Genomic DNA, 19,210 nt, shown 5'->3' on the forward strand with positions numbered 1-19,210 from the left:
GTTCCATTGTTTTCAAAAAAATAAATGAATCACGCCGCCTAACCTGCACATATACGAAAAAAACCTTCTGTATATCACCACATTGGGGTGAGAACAGAAGGCTGTTGAATGAACAATTGTATACTCTAGCGAGCGAATGGAATCATGAAAAAATAACTGAGCGTGGCTACAATACCCAGTCCAATGGACCAAGCTCCCGCTGTTTTCCGGCCATTCACATAGGCATAGTAACCCAGTACGGCTGCTGCCGGTCCAAGTACGATTGACCACATGAATAAGGACGCGATCCCGAAGGCAAGCCCCATGTAACCCGCGACCTTGCCTGTTGACTCCATAACACGGTCTGCCTCATGCTTCTCAGGTACGTGTTCAGAACGCTCGGTGCCTCCAGTTCTTACCACAGTCGGAGGAGCGACCTCTGCCCCATATTCTTCCCGATGTGTTTTTCTTGGATAATCGACACGCATACGCTGTTTTTCACCTTCTACATTGGTTTCAGGGCGATCTTTAAAATTAAACTTATTATCGTCATTTTCCATTTGGAAGCACCTCCGTTATGAAATAGGGATGACTGCTCACTTAGGTTTGAACGTGTGACAGCATGTTGCAGAGGATGTACGTGCATGATCATGGTGGTCAGAGTCAAATGTTTCACCGGCAAATTCTTCATGCAGACGACGGGTGGCATGTTGGTCAATGTCAATCATGATGGCATCAGCTTGGCAGAAGTTGTTTTCTCCCCAAAAGTTGCAGTTGGAGACGCTGCATTTGACTATAGGTTTGTCTTGGCTCATTTTTTATCACCTCGAGTACTATTGTCTCCCCGCCACAAAACCGATATTCCCCGTCGAAATGCCAGATGATGACATGATCTCATCCTGATCTGATTCTTATATAAAGACACAAAAAAACCGCCACAAGGGCGGTTTTGTCCAATTTCATATCAGGTTTTAACAGGAATTAGGCGTGATTACGCTGATTCTGCATACGGCGCTGAGTCAGGTAGTCACTTTCATAATATGCCAGATCATCGCGCAATTCTTCGTACGTTTTGGAAACCTCAAGAATGACATCCCGTACCGAACGAATTGGCTTGTCACGGAAACGAATGGCATCTTGTCCCGTATAAGCATATCTTCCGTCTTCAGAATAACATTCATTTTTAGGATAGAAAAAGCTGTTTACGCATTGGTGATACGTATTATAAAGAGCCTTTTCGGCAAAATCGACATCAAAGTTGGCACGACGCAGCACAACGCCAAGTTTTTCGTAAGAAACTTCAGAAAAAACGAGCAAATGACGGAGATCTGAAAGAAATCCTTTGTAGAAGGCTGTTGATTCTTCCGTCTGATTCTGATCCAGTTCAGGCAAGGCATTTTCATTCAAAAATTTTTCGATCCGATCGATAGCCGGTTTTAACTTTTCCCTAGTTGACTCACATGTTTTCTGTACATTGGCTGCTGACATAAAGGTAGCTCCCCCTTAAATAAGTCCTTACATATAGGTCGGCCAACGGTGGTTTTCCCCTGACCTTTGAATTCTCAGCTATAATCCTACCATAAAAAGATGACGAGCGGTATCCCTTAATCAGGCTTTCCGTTTCTACCATCAAACATGCCTATTATGTGCAGTTAGACTCGAACTCGGTTGCATAAAAATATCCGCTTATCCTAACGATAGATACAACCAGTGACAATGATGAAGCACTGTTGATGATTGTCCAAAATGAACGAAGGAGGTTCCATCCCCATGTCCAGACCGAAATGGATTAACTGGGCCATAGCAGCTGGTGCGGGAGCACTCGCCCTGACTCTTCTGCTTCCAACATCCAATCGTCCCGAACCTAAGCCAAGCGCCCTTTCCGACTCTGCCCATGATGAGCACACGAACAAACAGCGACTGAAAGTACAGGATGTCAAAGCAACAGATCTTCTGACCCGCATGGATGCCAAACAGCACCTCAGTATCATGCTGGAGAAAACCTCCACTATGAATACTGCGCAGTTTAATCAATACGTGAAGGATCTCCAACGTTCGCATAAACATATTCGATCCATTCATCTCATGGATACCAACGGATCATTCAACAAGCCATTTGATCAGGCATCCAAGCAAGGTAGCAAGCTGGAGCAACAGAAGCTTGAACATGCTCTAAACCTTGCCAAAAAAGCGGTAAACAAACGTCAAAGCTTCGAATCCTCTTCTTTCCCTTTGGGAAAAGAAAAATACTTTGTGATGGGGCAACCTTCGAAAGATGGTAAAAGAGCTGTGATTGCCTTGTTCAGTCAGAACGTATTGAGTGCTGTTGAGCAACACCAACGCAAAAATCTGCGCATGATCCCATATCCGCGTGAAGGTAAGTTCAAAATTGAGTCCGTTCACCCGGATACCCTTAACGAAATCACGGTAAAAACAGGGCACGACAATGCCAATGCCAGTCATTTTTACGAAAATGAAATTGTTATCCGTTTTCGGCAGGATCCTGGTGACCGGGATATGCGTATCATTAAATCTGATCTAAGAACGCAGTCTGCGCGTAAGCTGGGATACACGTATGTTTTTCGGTCAGAACACATGAATTACAAGCAATTGCATAACTATTTCGAAAGCAAATGGAATCCACTCTATATGGAACCCCACTACATGTATTTAACCAATGACACTGTAACTGAACAAACAGATGTAACGATACCCAACGATATTTTGTTCTCCGATTATCAGTGGAACCTGCCTGCAATTGAGACAAATCGCGGCTGGAATATTAGCAAGGGAAACAAGGACGTTATCGTTGCAGTGGTCGACACAGGGGTTGATTTGAATCATCCTGATCTGAAAGGCAAGCTCCTGGAGGGATATAATGTGGTCGATCCGGGAAGCCAACCGCTGGATGATGTGGGACATGGCACACACGTTGCCGGCATTATCGGCGCTATTGTTAACAATAACGAAGGCGTGGCAGGCATGAGCTGGTATAACAAGGTACTTCCGGTCAAGGTACTGGACAACTCTGGTTCAGGCACCACGTATGCCGTTGCTGAAGGAATCATTTGGGCAGCTGATCATGGAGCCAAAGTCATCAACATGAGTCTTGGCAATTACGCTGATGCCCAATTTCTTCATGACGCCATTAAATACGCTTTTGACCGGGATATCGTCTTGATTGCAGCTACAGGGAACGATAATACCGAGCGTCCAGGATACCCTGCTGCCTATCCGGAAGTATTTGCCGTGTCCGCTACGGACCCGGATATGAGCAAAGCTTCCTATTCCAATTACGGGGATTATGTGGATGTGATGGCCCCAGGGTCCAGTATCGCAAGTACGTATCCGGACAATCAGTATGCAGCTTTGTCTGGTACATCCATGGCTAGCCCGCATGTAGCAGCACTTGCAGGATTGATTCGTTCCTTGAACCCGGACTTAACCAACACGGAAGTGATGGATCTCATGCGCCAAAGTGTCATTGACCTCGGTGATCCGGGTCACGATAAGTATTTCGGCTATGGGCAGATCGATGTCTATAAAGCACTGCAAGCCGCATCAGGCAACAGCGCTCCTCTGCAGTTCTGGCCCCAGCATGTCAGACAACAAATGGATAATACGATGAAAAAGTATACGCAGTAAGCGTAATGTGGATAATCTGTAAAAAATACAAAAGCAGCTGCGCCCCGGGGCGTACGCTGCTCTTTGGTTTATATCCAATTCCCCGGGGCACCCGCTGCGATTAGCGTTTGCGAGAAGTTGTGCGGGCTTTGCTTGATTTTTTCATGGATTTTTTCTTCGCGTTGTGACTGGATACATAGCAAGAATCTTCCTCTTTGACAACAACTGGGTACATGTGGTGGTGAATGGGAACGCAGTGATGTTTTTTAATAACTTCAATCGGGTGAATTACAGGCACGATTTGTGGGATGTAGTAATCCTCAACAACCTGGATCGGGTCACAGACAATCGGACAAAGCGGTGGACAGTAATGGTTCATTTCAAAACCAACTCCCTTTCTGGTGATACTATAACCTATTGCAGCAGGTCGAAAGTGGATTGGATGTATGTCCATACTCCGAAAAATTATATAAGCGGTAGCCTGTCCGCCATTGTCCCACCTTCCCGAGGTGTAACCTTGTCAATGACATCGCACAGTACACGCAGCCCTTCACACAAAAGCTCAGCGCTCGTCACGGTGAAGCAAATACGCAGACTTGATGTATCCGTCTCACCCACATAACAGGCGGAACCCGGCAGGAAAGACACCCCGGCGGCAAGTGACTGACGATGAAGTTCACGCATATCCAAGTTATCCTGCAGTTGGAGCCACAGATTGAGTCCCCCATCCGGCAAACGCCAGTGCATCCCCGGAGGAGCATGCTCTTTCAGTACTTCAGCTGCTGCACATAAGCGAGAATACAGTTCATCCCTCAAGCGGGATACATACACTCCGTACTGATTCTGAATAAAGGATTGCAATGCCTTCTGTGTAAGGAGCGGGCTCCCCAAATCGGCCGTAGATTTCGCAGCCACAAGCCGGGTCAATACACTTCCGTCTGCAATAGCGCAGGCTATACGGCAACCAGGAGATAACACCTTGCTGAAGCTTTTGATGTACACAACGTGACCTGTCCCATCCATCGATTTAATGGAAGCCGGGGGAGGGTCACGGAAATAAAGATCTGCAAACGGGTCATCCTCCAGAATGAGGCAGTGGTAACTTTGCGCGAGATTCAGGAGCTGTGCTCGTCTTCTTGCACTCATCGTAATGCCTGTTGGATTATGATAAGTCGGGATTGTATAGATCAACTTGGGAGGGTATGTATCACATAACCGGGTTAACAGATCAATACGCATACCTTCGTCGTCCATCGGGACCGTGATGATCTTCGCACCTCTACTTGTAAACACATCAATGGCTCCAGTGTAACTCGGCGCCTCCATGTACACTACATCGCCGGGTCCAACAAAAGTCCGTGCCACCAGATCAATTCCTTGTTGGGCGCCACTTGTAATCAGCATGCGTTCAGGTGTCACCTGTAGTCCACGCTCGGCAAAATGTTCCGCAAAGGTCTGTCTGAGTTCCCGATCTCCCTGAAAAGATCCATACGCCGCCATACGCTCTGCATGATCCGAGGAAAGGCGGTAGGCACTATCGATAATCTCGCGTGTAGGCAAGAGTTCAGGCTGAATCGCTGACATATGAAGTTCAACCCGTACTTGAGGTGACGTATCAAAATGTCTCCAGAGTTGTGCTCTTGGTAAATAATCCACCAGTGCCATCTGCCAATTCCAAGGCGTACTGGATTCACTATTACCATTCAACCGCTGCGTCCGGTCCAGCTCCTCCGTCTGATCCGTGTGCAACGAACCTCTTACATAACAACCTTTACCCTGGGAGCAGGTGATCAATTGAATGGCCTCGAGTTCAGCATACGCTTTGGATACAGTGACCAGACTGACACCCAGATCGGCGGTCATTTTACGAACAGAAGGAAGTCGGGTTCCGGGTTCAATGAGTCCTGATCTGATGCGATCGGCAATCGTTAGCGCAATCTGCACGTACAATTTGGTACTGCTTCCCCGTTTTAATTCAATATGCATACGTGCTCCCCCCAACTGTTATGATCTTCATTTTACTGTTATAGTGCAGTCCGTCTATTATAGTTTATAATATCAGTATAACAGTGAATAACAGGAGATGAGAATAACATGAGTATCCCTTGGTCCAAAATGGCACAAAACACCCCGTCCTCTGTCGTTCGCGACATGCTCCAGGCCGCCCAGGCACCTGGAATGATTTCACTTGCAGGTGGATTACCAGCCCAAACTTCGTTCCCGCTGGAAGCCATCCGCGTTGCATATGAAAAAGTATTTATGAGCGGAGCAGCCGCTCTTCAATATGCGGAGACTGAAGGATACCGTCCTCTTCGCGCCAAAATTGCCGAGCGTCTTGAATCCAAGGGCATTCCCGCTTCACCAGACCACATGCTTCTCACTACAGGTTCACAACAATCCATTGATTTGGTGTGCCGCATCCTTCTCGACCCGGGTGACCGCGTACTGGTTGAATCACCAACCTACCTCGCTGCTCTGCAAGTTATCCATTCCTATCAGGCTGAATCTCACGGTGTAGCCTGCGATGATCATGGCATGTTGCCTGAATCTCTGGAGGAACAGCTTCAACTTCATCGTCCAAAGCTTGTTTATATCAACCCAACATTTTCCAATCCTACGGGTAAAGTGTGGTCAAGAGAAAGAAGACAACAAGCTGTGGATCTGTGCCGCAAGTATGGTGTGCTCATTCTGGAAGATGATCCATATGGCGAAATTCGATTCAATCCGGAACATTTGGATGTCCCTGCTCTCGCAGAACTGGATGCAGCCTCCTATGGCGCCCCTTCCAATGTTATCTACACCAGTACGTTCTCCAAAACGGTAGCACCAGGCCTTCGTACCGGCTGGATACTGGCTGCTCCCGACATTGTCAAAATGGCAGCACGGGCCAAACAGGGTGCCGACTTGCATTCCAGCAGCATCGACCAAAGAGCTCTTCATGCATTGCTTGAATCTTTCGATCTGGATGCGCATATCCGCCATATTTCACAGGATTACGAGCAACGCATGAAAACACTGACTACACTCATGGCAGCCAAATCATGGGAAGGTATCTCGTGGAATTCACCTCAAGGTGGCATGTTCTTGTGGCTACAGCTGCCTGAAGGCATGCTGGCAAGCAATCTTTTCACTTACGGTATCCAAGAGAAAGTGTGCATTGTCCCAGGTGATTCCTTCTATGCGGGCACACCAGAGTTGAACCGGATGCGAATCAACTTTACGCATACAGATCCTGAGCTTCTCCCTGAAGCCGTGGAACGAATGGATCGGGCCATTCAGCGCTGGCATGCCGAATTACAATCTGACCGTGTGGTTACACTGTAATTCACTGTCATTCAACTGTTTCCATTCATTGAATGTGAAAGTGTACGAAACATTTACTTGATATAACACAAATACGGCGGCAGACCGAGAATCTCGGAACTGCCGCCGTATTTTATATGACCTGTCATGAACAGGAAGTATGCGATTGTGGTAAATTTCATGGGTCCTTCTGATCAGTCAGGCCATCGGTGAATCTCACGGATTGTCCTCGACTGATAGGTGGACTACACTGTAAAGCTGTTGTTGCAGTTAGGAAAGCTTACCGTAAGCCGGGTTCTGTGCTCTTCGTGGTTCATACGGGAACTACCCTCCCACCAGAAGCGACAATCATCTATCTAGGCCATACATTGCTGCACAGCTCAAGCGACCAACCTAGACACACCTCGGGCTAAGGCTGTCTCCTCCGAAGAGTTGACTGTGTCCCATTAGGTCTTGCTCCAGATGGGGTTTACCAGGAACGAAGTCACCAGCGTTCCTCGGGGTCTCTTACACCTCGGTTCCATCCTTGCCTGTGCCGGAAATCCGGCCATCGGCGGTCCATTTCTGTGGCACTATCCTTCAACTCGCGCTGACTGGACGTTATCCAGCATCCTGCCCTGTGGAGCCCGGACTTTCCTCTCGTGGCAACAAAGGCCACCAGCGATTGTCTGTCAAGCTTTCCGAACAACATTACATAGTATACAGGCATTTGGGTTCCCAGACAAGCTTAATATTACTGGGAATCCGACATCACCTGTCCTTTTAGATAAACTGGAATACTTCCGTATTAACCTCAGAAGCTGTAACTTGCGTTTCATATCGTTTATCTTCCAATCGAGAACGAAGCCAATCCGCTGTTTTCGGTTTCATGATTTTCTCAGAATTATGCCCTGGATCAATGATGCACATACCTGCCATTAACGCATCATGTGCCGTGTGATAATCGATATCCCCGGTCACAATAACATCCGCACCTTTGAAGCGGGCTGTGAGCGCATAACGACTGCCAGAGCCGCCAAGAACTGCTGCCTTTTTGATTGTCTTGTTCAGATCTCCAACAACACGAACATGAGACACGTTGAATTGGGTCTTCACGACCTCCACCAGTTCACCTAATGTCTTAGGCTCCCTAAGGGGTCCCAAGCGTCCCAGGCCGAGCGTACGGCCCTTTAAATCCATTGCATAGAGGTCATAAGCGACTTCTTCATACGGGTGAGCCTTAAGCATCGCCTGTACGACCTTACTGCGCAGACTTTGAGGCACGATTGTCTCAATCCGCATTTCTTCTACACGTTCCATCTGCCCTTGGGTACCAATATACGGTTGTGTCCCTTCACCGGGTACAAATGTTCCTGTACCTTCCGTATTGAAGCTGCACTTGTTGTATTGACCGATACTTCCTGCTCCAGCTTCGAGGATCGCTTGAAGCACCTGTTCATGATGCGTTCGTGGTACGAATACCGCCAGCTTGTACAGATGATCTGTATGTACATCCTCCAGCGATTCCTTGCTCTCAATGCCGAGCGCTTCGGCCATCCAGTCATTTATGCCACCTTCGGCTACGTCCAGGTTCGTATGACTGATATAGACAGCAATATCATGCTTAATCAGCTTTTCATACAATTTACCCATAGGCGTATCCGTACTCAGTGACTTAACCGGTCGGAAAATGATGGCATGATGGGCAATAATCAGATTGGCACCGATACGAATCGCTTCGTCCACCACTTCATCCGTCACATCCAAAGCAACAAGCACGTGACTGATTTCTTTTTGCAAACTGCCGAGCTGCAGACCGATGCGGTCATCCGGCACAGCCAGATGTTTTGGAGCGAGCTGCTCCATCAGTTGAATTACAGTTTGACCTTTGGCAAACATGCCAAAACCTCCTTCAAGTTTGCGATAAGCCGTTCTACCTCAGCCGCCTTGTCCCGGGAAGAATCCTGATCCGATTTGGAGATGGAGTTTACAACCCCTTGCAGTTTGATGATCTCACTTTCCCATTTGGCAAAGAATACATCCGTTGGACGATCCACCAAATATGGTCCCATCCGCAGCAGCAAATCTTCAGTCAATTCCGCCCCGCCTTGAAGCGGACGTGCACGATACACCTCAACATTGGCAATCGGGCTTACGGATTGTGGCATCGCCGTTATAATCTCATAGATCTTGCCATCTTCTTCGAGCAACTGTTCTGCTACAACCACCCAGTGATGCTCCAACAACCAACGTCTGAGGATGTCCTCTCCCACATTCGGTTGCAAAATAAGTAACTGAACTCCTTCCAGTTTGGATATACCTCTGTCCAAAATAGAAGCAATCAACGCCCCACCCATACCTGCAATGGTGATGACATCCACTTCACCCGCAGAGATCACCTCAAGCCCGTCTCCACGTCGCACCGTAATGTTTTCTTTCATGCCAGCATCGCTGACTTGTTTGCATGCCGCATCATAAGGGCCAGGGTTGACTTCCCCAGCTACGGCACTTGCGGCTTTTCCACTGCGGATCGCGGCTACTGGCAGCAACGCGTGGTCTGAACCGATATCAGCCATGCGGCTACCATCGGGAATTTGATCATGTATTCGCTGTAATCGATTCGAAAGTTTCATGAAGCACCTACACCATTCATTTAATTTATTGATTTGCATTGAACAAGGAAAAGCGATAAAATAAAATCCAATCAAACATTTCAAGGATGAATTTCCAAAACCAAGAAATCAAGACGTTCAAATTAAAAATAAAGGAGACCCCGCCGCCGCTAAAGCGTCTTGCGGAAAGTCTCCCATAGTTGGATTATTCGAGGAAATCCTTGAGTCGTTTACTACGACTCGGGTGGCGCAATTTACGAAGAGCCTTGGCTTCAATCTGACGAATACGCTCACGCGTAACACCAAATACCTTGCCCACTTCCTCCAACGTTCTCGTCCGTCCATCGTCCAGACCAAAACGTAGACGAAGAACATTCTCTTCACGCTCAGTCAAAGTATCCAGTACATCTTCGAGCTGTTCTTTCAGCAACTCATACGCAGCAGCATCTGCCGGAGCAAGTGCTTCCTGATCCTCAATAAAGTCACCCAGATGGGAATCATCTTCCTCACCAATCGGTGTTTCAAGAGAAACCGGTTCCTGTGCAATCTTCGTAATTTCACGAACTTTCTCTACACTCAGATCCATCTCAGCAGCGATTTCTTCTGGAGTCGGTTCACGCCCAAGTTCCTGCAACAGCTGACGGGATACCCGGATCAGCTTATTAATCGTCTCCACCATGTGCACAGGTATACGAATTGTACGCGCCTGGTCAGCAATAGCACGAGTGATCGCTTGGCGAATCCACCATGTAGCATACGTACTGAACTTGTATCCTTTTTTGTGGTCAAACTTCTCAACCGCTTTGATCAGACCCATATTACCTTCCTGAATCAAATCAAGGAACAACATTCCACGTCCAACGTAACGCTTGGCGATACTGACTACGAGACGCAGGTTCGCTTCAGCGAGACGACGCTTGGCTTCTTCATCCCCGTTCTCAATCCGTTTGGCCAGTTGAACTTCATCATCTGCCGACAACAATGGCACACGACCAATTTCCTTGAGATACATACGGACAGGGTCATTGATTTTGATACCTGGCGGCAAGCTCAGATCATCATCAAAGTGGAATTCGTCCTCTCCCTCTCTGGTGTTGTTCTCGGAATCTTCACTAGGACGAAGTGTAACCTCTTCATCATTTTCATTCACTACATCGATACCCAGATCGCTCAGTTGCTCATAGAACTCATCCATTTGCTCTGCATCCTGCTCAAAAGGAGAGAGTTTCTCTATAATTTCCTTGTAATTCAGCGAAGCTCTTTTCTTACCTGATTCAATCAATTGATCTTTAACCTGATCCAGTGTCAATTCTGTTTCTAGTTCAGTATGCTGATCATTCGCCATAACTCGACTCCCTCCTCCCTAGAAACATCCAATAATCAGACGTTCACTGTCTCTCTAGGGCAATCATTTCAATTGCAATCTGTGCCGCGCGTACAGAATCACCTGCCCGCTCTGCAGCAATCATTTCTTCTTTTTTCATATCGTACTCTTTCTTACGCGGATACTTCAGCACTTCCCTGATGCAATCATCGAGCATTTGAATACTCCATTCACCTGGACCATCCATCATCGAGATTGAACTGACCGTTTTTTCCAGGCGATCGTCATGCAGTGAAGACATAAAACGGCTTGTATCCGACGGTTTGCCTTGCGCATAGTAGGCATATAGATAAGCAGCAATAGCTGCATGATCATCCAAGTTAAAAGCTTCACCAAGATGCTCGTTCACGTACTGGGCGGCCTCATCATCCTGCAACATCCAGGCGATCAGTTTGCGTTCCGCAGCGTGGTAAGCTGGCAACAGATTGGGTGTAGGCACCTGCCTATTTTGTTGCCTACCATTATTCCACCTTTTCGGGTTATTATCCCCAAACTGGAGGTTATTTTTCATTGCTTCCCGCTCTTCATTACACTCCTGCTTCAATGTTTCGAAGGATACGTCCACTTCAGCAGCCAGTTCACGAAGATATACTTCCCGCTCTGTTGGAGAAGGTAAGGGGGCAATCAATTTTACTGCTTCTTTCGAATAGGCGATTTGTCCGCCACCCTCTAGCAGTATATGGCTTTTTTTTAGGTTTATAAGTTTAAATTTTGTAGTGGTCACAGCACCGTCCACAATCTGGTTTCGGAACCGCTCCCCACCATGCTTCCGGATAAAATCATCCGGGTCAAGTCCCTCAGGAATGAGAGCCACTTTGACCTGCAATCCGGCTTCCTCAAGAATCGGGAAGTTTTTGAGTGCAGCAGCCTGTCCTGCACGGTCACCGTCATAACATATGATGACCTCGTCGCACATGCCTTTGAGCATCAGTGCCTGATTCTCAGTTAGCGCAGTACCCATTGCCGCAACACCATTCTGGATATCCTGATCCCATGCGGAGATGACATCACCATATCCCTCGAACAAAATGGCTTGCCTTTGTTTGCGAATTGCATTTTTGGCATGATGCAGATTATAGAGAACACGGCTTTTGTTAAATAACCGGGTTTCCGGTGAATTTAGATACTTCGGTTGCCCGTCTCCCAATATGCGCCCTGCAAATGCAATTGGCTTACCGCTCCTGCCGTTAATCGGAAACATAATCCGGTCGCGGAATCGATCCACATATCCCTGACCTTCATTTCGCGGTGAGAGAAGCCCACCCTTTTCCATCTCTTCGAGCGGATAGTTACGTTTTTCGAGAAATTGTACCAATGTATCCCATCGATTTGGTGCAAAACCAATCTGGAATTGGTCAATTAACTTGTCGCCAAAACCTCGTGAGCGTAAATACTCCATGGCTGACTTGCCGTGTTCTGTATTTTTCAACAAAAAATGATACAGCTTCGCGGTAAGCTCATAGGCCTCCAACAGACGTTCCGTCTCCGGATTCACATGAGCAGATTCACGCCCTTGCCAGTCCCCCATAGAGATGTGGCTTTCTTCCGCCATCGTCTTGACAGCCTCGGGAAAGGATAACCCTTCGATTTCCATCCTGAATTTGATGGCATTTCCGCCCGTGCCGCAACCGTAGCAGTAGAAAATTTGTTTCTCAGGTGTAACGGTGAACGAAGGCGTCTTCTCGGAATGAAAAGGACAGAGGCCTTTCATATACTTCCCCTGCTTGGTCAGATGCACAAATCGGCTCACCGTATCGACGATATCATTCTGCTGTAACACCGATTCAATAATACTTTCGGGTATACCGCCTTGTCCGGTACTCATCACTGGCCACCTTCATCTCTTCAACACGTAAATATAATTCGATAAACTTACACATTCTCCTGCAAATCTTTTAAAAGTTTTGTCAGTTTATGTTGAAAAATTTCTCGATCCTGCTCTGTGAAAGGCTTTGGGCCTTTCCCGTAATGGCCTCTTTTTCGTGCTTTGGCCGCAGTATGACGAGAATCCAACATGAAATCAATGTCCCGATCGTTAAATTCACGACCACGAAAGGATAAAACATAACAACGTTTGCCAAGCGCAAGTGCCGCAAGTCCATAGTCCTGAGTAATAACCACATCGTATGGCTTAATATGATTAGCAATATAGAGGTCTGCGCTCTGATCACTTCGATCCACTTGCACGGTACGCACCCCTTCTCCTCCTTGAAGCAAATGATCAAATGAAGAGACTAACAGTACAGGGATGTTGAAAAGGCGAGCGGTTTGCGCAATCTCGGTTTTGACCGGACAAGCATCACCATCCACAACAATGTGGCGTATATTTAACTCACTCAAACCCAGACCACCCGGTTTCATAAAATAGCTGCATATTGTAATATACGACCTCGGCCAGGCAAAATCCTTCTGCCGGAACAAGGGAAATCAAAGGCTAAAATACGGAGCGGTTGTAAAAAATACATTTCACAACCCGTTCCGTATATTTATACCCTCATATATCCTTCTTTAATACTGAATTTTAGCTTTGCTCCAAGTCTGTGGAAAAGGGCTCATGATTTACGCCCAATTACCAAACCAACTTGGAAAAATCAGCAAATCCTTTCAAGTCACGATCAATAGCCGCGAGCAAGGCAAGTCGATTCGCACGGACAGCCTCATCTTCAGCCATAACCATGACCGAATCGAAGAATGAGGTAATACCATCCTTCCAAGCGGATGCAATAGCCAGTGCTTCAGCAGCATCATGCTGAGTTAACGCCTGACGATATTCTGCATTCGTTTTGCTCCATGACTCATGTAGCTGACGCTCTCCATCTTCTGTGAACAGTTCTGGATGTACGGAAGCATTGGATGCTTTGGCAGCCAAATTACCCACACGGTTGAACGATTCAACCGTTGTTTTGAATGCGTCTCCTGTCAGAACAGCCGCCATCAACGCTTCACCTTTTGGAACCACAGCGCTGATATCATCGAATCCGGAAGAAATTACGGCATCCACTACATCGTAACGGACGGTTTCGGACAACAATTTTTTCACACGAAGACCGAAGAAGTCTTGCAGATCTTTACGAACCTCTTCATCTGCACGTTTCAACAGGTTCATCTGGGCATGCACTTGAAGTGCCACTCCGAACACGTCTGACAATGTCAGCGGAAGCTTGTGATCCAGCAAAATCTGTACAATACCTGCAGCCTGACGGCGCAGCGCATACGGATCCTGAGAACCCGTTGGAATGATGTTGATGGAGAAACATCCCACGATTGTATCCATTTTATCCGCAGCACTCACAATGGCACCGACAAGCGAAGCGGGGGATTGATCTCCGGCAAAACGTGGCTGATAGTGTTCAAATACGGCTTTGGCCACCTCTTCTTTTTCACCAGCTTTACGAGCGTAATCCTCACCCATCACACCTTGCAGTTCCGGGAATTCACCCACCATCAGTGTCACCAGATCGAATTTGCAGATATCTGCTGAGCGGCTAACGGATTCGGCAACATCACCGGATACTTGCAGTTTGGCAGCAATTCCATCGGCAATTTTGCGAATGCGTCGTACTTTATCTCCAACCGTACCAAGCTCTTCCTGGAAGACGATACTTTCAAGCTTCGACAGTGCATCCTTAATCTGTAGCTTCTGGTCTTCCTCATAGAAGAACTTGGCATCAGACAGACGTGCACGCAGTACTTTTTCATTCCCTTTTGCAATAACGTCCAGTGAATCACTTCCACCGTTACGTACCGTCACGAAGAATGGCAACAATTGTCCCTCATTGTCCAGTACAGGGAAATAACGTTGATGCTCACGCATGGAAGTAATCAATACTTCTTGTGGAATATTCAAAAATGATGAGTCGAATGTCCCGAACAACACTGTAGGTGTCTCCACCAGGAACAGGACTTCCTCCAGCAAGTCTTCCTTGATCGCAATATCCCATTTTTTCTCAGCAGCTAATGCCTGAATCTGGGATACAATCATCTGTTCACGTTCCTGGATATCTGCAATAACATGTTCGGAACGCAGCACTTCCACATATGAAGACGGATTGGAAATCAGGGCCTCCTTACCGAGGAAACGATGTCCTCGAGTTACATTACCAGACTTGACACCTGTCACTTCCAGATCGATGACATCACTGCCGAGCATAGCCACAATCCAGCGGATTGGACGTACAAATTTGAAATCATAGGAAGCCCAACGCATGAATTTCGGGAACGTCATGGCATGTAATACAGAAAGCAGTCCTTCGCCAATCACAGAAGCCGTTTCCACACCTTTACTGCTCTTCGTTGCATAGATATATTCGACACCGTTCAATTCCTTGAACGTAAACTGGTCCGGTTCAACACCTTGACTGCGGGCGAATCCGAGTGCTGCCTTGCTCCAATTGCCACTGTCGTCCAGTGCAATTTTGCGTGAAGGACCTTTCACTTCTTCCTCGATATCTTCCTGCTTTTCAGCCACATTCTGAATCAAAACAGCCAGTCGGCGAGGTGTGGCATACGCATTCACTTCACCATAAGCAATACGGGATGCGTCAAGCCATTTCACGACACGCTCTTGCAGCTGTGCGATTGCTGCGCGCATGAAGCGTGCAGGTACTTCTTCCAATCCGATTTCAAACAACAGCTCCTTAGACATGCTCGGCTCCCCCTTTCTTGATTAGCGGGAAGCCTAGCTTCTCACGCTCTTCCATATATGTTGCAGCGACTTGACGAGCCAGATTACGGACACGAGTGATGTAACCCGTACGTTCCGTTACACTGATGGCCCCACGTGCATCCAACAGGTTGAACGTGTGGGAACATTTCAGCACATAGTCATATGCAGGGAATACCAAATGTTGCGCCATGGCTTTGTTTGCTTCTTCTTCGTGCATGTTGAAGAGTGTAAACAGCATTTTGACATCAGATACTTCAAACGTATATTTGGAATGTTCGAATTCTGGCTGACGGAATACATCACCATAAGTGATACCTTCCACCCATTCCAGATCAAACACATTTTCTTTTTCCTGAATGTAAGAAGCCAAACGCTCCATACCATACGTAATTTCAACAGCTACCGGATTCGTCTCGATTCCACCAACCTGTTGGAAATACGTGAATTGCGTAATCTCCATTCCGTCCAACCATACTTCCCAACCAAGACCTGCACAACCAAGGGAAGGATTCTCCCAGTTATCTTCAACAAACCGAATATCATGTTTAAGCGGATCAATGCCCAGACGCTTCAGACTTTCCAGATAAATTTCCTGAATATTGTCCGGAGAAGGCTTGATGATTACCTGGAACTGATGATGCTGATACAGCCGGTTAGGGTTCTCACCATAACGTCCGTCCGAAGGACGACGGGAAGGCTCTACATAGGCCACTTTCCAAGGTTCGGGTCCAAGCGAACGTAAAAAGGTCATCGGGTTCATCGTACCTGCCCCTTTTTCCGTATCGTATGGCTGGACAATAATACAGTTATGCTCGGCCCAGAATTGTTGCAGCGTTAGAATCATCTGCTGAAAATTCATAATCATGCTCCTTTTCAATGGTTTGTTAGCAAGCTTAGAACGGCGCAGACAACAATAAATAGCCCCCGTCCTACGCCTGTTGTACAGACGTAGGGACGAGAGCTATTCCCGCGGTTCCACCCTACTTGGCTTGGATCCAACAGGATAATCCTGTTGATTCCAGCCCACTTTTCCGTGTCCATTCATGCTCCCGAGTGCCGTTTCAAAGACCGATTCAGTCAGGCTCCCACCATCCCCAACTCGCTTATTCATGATATCCAAGTGTTCTACAACGACTTGTCCCCATAAATGCAATAAATCCAGTCTTTTACTTTCTCGTTCAATGCATGTCTCATAAAGAGAAATTATATTTCATAATATATAAAATCTAGTATGAAGTCAAGATATAGTTTCACTTCCACATAAACGCCTCAAATCCCGTACTTCTCCATCTGATCGAGGAAAGAACGGGATTTAAGATTCAGACCAAGCTGATGATCCATAAAGGCACGCATCAGCTTTTTGATCTCATCACGGGTAGACTCACTCACTGATATATTCCCCAAGCGCTGCAGATCCAACTGCGCGAACAAGCGCAACAACTTCAGAGCCTTTGGACTGACTGACATCGCCGGAGGATCGAAATGCTTGCATGCACGACACAGGGCGCCGCCAAGTCTTGGACTGATAAACAACTGCTCATCCGGTCGCTCCTGGTTACAGGAGATACACTCATCGAACTGCGGACCATAACCGGATGCCTGCAATATTTTCATTTCGTACAGACTTGTAATGACAACCGGATCTTTCTCTTCCTTCAACGCCTGCAGACACGCCTTTAACTGTTTGAACCAAAATGTACCTGTCTCTTCATCCTGAAGCACGCGATCCAATAGTTCACACGCATAAGAGGCATAAGAGGCCTTGACCAGATCTTCACGCAACTCATGATAGGATTCAACAATTTCTCCAGCATTCAGTGTGCCTAGACCCGTATTGCGAAAATATACATATTGACCATACGTAAACGGCTGCACCAGTGCAGCATGTCGGCTCTTGGGCTTTTTGGCACCGCGGACGAGTACGCCTACTTTCCCGCCGCTTTCGGTGCAAAGCGTAATAATTTTGTTCCCTTCGCCGTAATCCATGCTGCGGATGACAATCCCTTCCACCCTGTATAGCATGACTCGTCACCTAACCATTCCCGAATTAGCCAGTTATCCTTCGGCTTCTTCATCTTCAATCACTTCCCTTGCAGGTTCCGACTCCTGTCCTAACGAGTTACACGCCTCGGTATATAACAAATAGGACTCCACATCCCCCGTCATCGCAAAAACCTTCCACGAAAAATCTCGCATCGGAATTTCATCCTCTCTTCGGAAATGACGTCTGCATCTACCAAATAGGATGGAGTCTTGCAAGGTAAACTATGTGTTGCAATTACTGGATAAAACTCAAATCATTAATCGCGGCCAAAGCCAAGGTCACGCAGAACCCGATCCTGATTTCTCCAGTCTTTTTTCACTTTAACCCATAGATCCATGAAAATTTTGGAACCGAGGAGGTTCTGAATGTCGTGTCGAGCTCGTTTACCCACTTCTTTCAGAAGAGCACCCTGCTTCCCGATAATGATCCCTTTTTGTGAGTCCCGTTCCACAAATATGACGGCTGAGATATAAACGACACCGTTATCCTGTACTTTCATATCTTCAATCGTTACAGCAATGGAGTGAGGTACTTCTTCACGAGTCATCTGTAGAATCTTCTCACGAATCAACTCTGCACATACAAACTGTTCCGGATGGTCAGTGACCTGGTCATCAGGATAGTACTGTGGACCTTCAGGCAAATACTTCCCAAGCTGTTCGAGCAAGGTGCTTACATTGCTACCCAGCTTGGCAGATACAGGCACGATTTCAGCGAAATCATGCAGTTTGCGATACTCCTCCATAAGGGGCAGCAATGCTTCCGGCTCAATTTTGTCAATTTTATTCATGACGAGAATGACAGGAGTACGGATATTTTTCAACTGTTCCGCAATATAACGATCACCGCCACCCATTCCTTCCGAAGCGTCAATCAAGAACAGTGCTGCTTCCACTTCTCCGAGCGTGTTCAGAGCAGTCTGGTTCATGTAATCGCCAAGTTTGGATTGACGTTTGTGAATACCCGGTGTATCCAGGAAAACGATTTGCTGATGTTCTGATGTATACACACCATGAATCTTATTACGAGTGGTTTGCGGTTTGTCCGACATAATCGCGATTTTTTGTCCGATAACCTGGTTCATCAATGTGGATTTACCTACGTTCGGACGTCCAATAATGGCTACAAAACCGGATTTAAATGCTTGTTTTTTCATATGTTCCTCCTCAGGCGCCTAGGCCTGGAATATTGGTTTATTTTTTGGCAGAATTCAGATCAGATGGCCCAAAAGCCCAAGGTAACAGTTCCGCAACAGTCGTCTCTTGCAGATCACCTTTCATGTTCCCCAAGATGACTTTCATATCCGGTTCACACAGCTCGTACATGACCTGACGACATACACCACAAGGAGCAATCGGACCATCCGTGTCTCCTACAATGGCAATCGCTTTGAAGCTGCGAGGCTTCTGTCCACCTGCAATGGCACTGAACATCGCTGTACGTTCAGCACAGTTACCTGGGGAATAAGCAGCATTCTCAATATTACAACCATGATGCACATGTCCTTCACTGTCAAGCAAAGCCGCACCTACACCAAAATGGGAATAAGGCGTATACGCCTTCGTACGTGCCTTAATTGCTTCCTGCATTAACAAACCGTTATCCATCAATATTCTCTC

Annotated in this window: 18 protein-coding genes and 1 other RNA gene; 2 read left to right on the forward strand and 17 right to left on the reverse strand. The window is 47.0% G+C overall.

What is annotated here, in order from left to right:
* Positions 1–125: 125 nt before the first annotated feature.
* The 3 genes from WFI24_RS14845 to WFI24_RS14855 form a co-directional block, all read right to left on the reverse strand.
* A complete protein-coding gene (locus WFI24_RS14845) occupies positions 126–539 on the reverse strand; it encodes a hypothetical protein (RefSeq protein WP_442956224.1) in 414 nt (137 codons plus the stop codon).
* A 36-nt stretch (positions 540–575) separates the two neighbouring features.
* Positions 576–794, reverse strand: a complete 219-nt coding sequence (locus tag WFI24_RS14850; RefSeq protein ID WP_076211597.1) for a DUF1540 domain-containing protein — start codon at positions 792–794, stop codon at positions 576–578.
* Between the two features lie 166 nt (positions 795–960).
* The gene (locus WFI24_RS14855; protein WP_145323225.1) at positions 961–1,467 is read right to left on the reverse strand and encodes a YpuI family protein; all 507 of its coding nucleotides are present in this window, start codon (positions 1,465–1,467) and stop codon (positions 961–963) included.
* 282 nt (positions 1,468–1,749) lie between these two features.
* Between WFI24_RS14855 and WFI24_RS14860 the strand changes: the two genes are divergently transcribed.
* A complete protein-coding gene (locus WFI24_RS14860) occupies positions 1,750–3,624 on the forward strand; it encodes a S8 family peptidase (RefSeq protein ID WP_336761920.1) in 1,875 nt (624 codons plus the stop codon).
* 100 nt (positions 3,625–3,724) lie between these two features.
* On the opposite strand, the gene WFI24_RS14865 is transcribed toward WFI24_RS14860, so the two are convergent.
* The gene (locus tag WFI24_RS14865) at positions 3,725–3,982 is read right to left on the reverse strand and encodes a hypothetical protein (RefSeq protein WP_336761922.1); all 258 of its coding nucleotides are present in this window, start codon (positions 3,980–3,982) and stop codon (positions 3,725–3,727) included.
* An 86-nt stretch (positions 3,983–4,068) separates the two neighbouring features.
* Positions 4,069–5,589, reverse strand: a complete 1,521-nt coding sequence (gene pdxR / locus WFI24_RS14870) for a MocR-like pyridoxine biosynthesis transcription factor PdxR (RefSeq protein ID WP_336761924.1) — start codon at positions 5,587–5,589, stop codon at positions 4,069–4,071.
* A gap of 108 nt (positions 5,590–5,697) precedes the next feature.
* Between pdxR and WFI24_RS14875 the strand changes: the two genes are divergently transcribed.
* Complete coding sequence (locus WFI24_RS14875) at positions 5,698–6,927, forward strand: aminotransferase-like domain-containing protein (RefSeq protein ID WP_145323233.1); 1,230 nt, start codon at positions 5,698–5,700, stop codon at positions 6,925–6,927.
* Between the two features lie 250 nt (positions 6,928–7,177).
* On the opposite strand, the gene rnpB is transcribed toward WFI24_RS14875, so the two are convergent.
* From rnpB to WFI24_RS14935, 12 genes are all read right to left on the reverse strand, one after another.
* An RNA gene (gene rnpB, locus WFI24_RS14880) (RNase P RNA component class A) lies at positions 7,178–7,586 on the reverse strand.
* 82 nt (positions 7,587–7,668) lie between these two features.
* Complete coding sequence (locus WFI24_RS14885; RefSeq protein WP_336761927.1) at positions 7,669–8,784, reverse strand: Nif3-like dinuclear metal center hexameric protein; 1,116 nt, start codon at positions 8,782–8,784, stop codon at positions 7,669–7,671.
* Complete coding sequence (locus WFI24_RS14890) at positions 8,760–9,518, reverse strand: tRNA (adenine(22)-N(1))-methyltransferase (RefSeq protein ID WP_336761929.1); 759 nt, start codon at positions 9,516–9,518, stop codon at positions 8,760–8,762. Before WFI24_RS14890 ends, WFI24_RS14885 begins: the two co-directional genes overlap by 25 nt.
* Positions 9,519–9,702: 184 nt before the next feature.
* A complete protein-coding gene (gene rpoD / locus WFI24_RS14895; RefSeq protein ID WP_062835490.1) occupies positions 9,703–10,842 on the reverse strand; it encodes an RNA polymerase sigma factor RpoD in 1,140 nt (379 codons plus the stop codon).
* Between the two features lie 43 nt (positions 10,843–10,885).
* Complete coding sequence (gene dnaG, locus WFI24_RS14900) at positions 10,886–12,706, reverse strand: DNA primase (protein WP_336761932.1); 1,821 nt, start codon at positions 12,704–12,706, stop codon at positions 10,886–10,888.
* Between the two features lie 47 nt (positions 12,707–12,753).
* Positions 12,754–13,221: a YaiI/YqxD family protein gene (locus WFI24_RS14905; protein WP_440131283.1), complete on the reverse strand. Its 468-nt coding sequence runs from the start codon at positions 13,219–13,221 to the stop codon at positions 12,754–12,756.
* Positions 13,222–13,450: 229 nt separating this feature from the next.
* Positions 13,451–15,526, reverse strand: a complete 2,076-nt coding sequence (gene glyS, locus WFI24_RS14910; RefSeq protein ID WP_336761935.1) for a glycine--tRNA ligase subunit beta — start codon at positions 15,524–15,526, stop codon at positions 13,451–13,453.
* Positions 15,519–16,406: a glycine--tRNA ligase subunit alpha gene (gene glyQ, locus WFI24_RS14915; RefSeq protein WP_145323243.1), complete on the reverse strand. Its 888-nt coding sequence runs from the start codon at positions 16,404–16,406 to the stop codon at positions 15,519–15,521. The genes glyS and glyQ overlap by 8 nt, the downstream gene beginning before the upstream one ends.
* 410 nt (positions 16,407–16,816) lie before the next feature.
* Positions 16,817–17,569 carry a DNA repair protein RecO gene (recO, locus tag WFI24_RS14920; RefSeq protein WP_336761936.1) on the reverse strand — a complete coding sequence of 251 codons (753 nt, stop codon included), beginning with the start codon at positions 17,567–17,569 and terminating at the stop codon, positions 16,817–16,819.
* Positions 17,570–17,602: 33 nt separating this feature from the next.
* A complete protein-coding gene (locus WFI24_RS14925) occupies positions 17,603–17,743 on the reverse strand; it encodes a YqzL family protein (RefSeq protein WP_145323245.1) in 141 nt (46 codons plus the stop codon).
* A gap of 104 nt (positions 17,744–17,847) precedes the next feature.
* A complete protein-coding gene (era, locus tag WFI24_RS14930) occupies positions 17,848–18,747 on the reverse strand; it encodes a GTPase Era (RefSeq protein WP_145323247.1) in 900 nt (299 codons plus the stop codon).
* A 37-nt stretch (positions 18,748–18,784) separates the two neighbouring features.
* Positions 18,785–19,198: a cytidine deaminase gene (locus WFI24_RS14935; RefSeq protein WP_145323249.1), complete on the reverse strand. Its 414-nt coding sequence runs from the start codon at positions 19,196–19,198 to the stop codon at positions 18,785–18,787.
* Positions 19,199–19,210 lie beyond the last annotated feature (12 nt).

The organism is Paenibacillus sp. USHLN196, from assembly GCF_037144955.1.
Classification (GTDB): Bacteria; Bacillota; Bacilli; order Paenibacillales; family Paenibacillaceae; genus Paenibacillus; species Paenibacillus xylanexedens_C.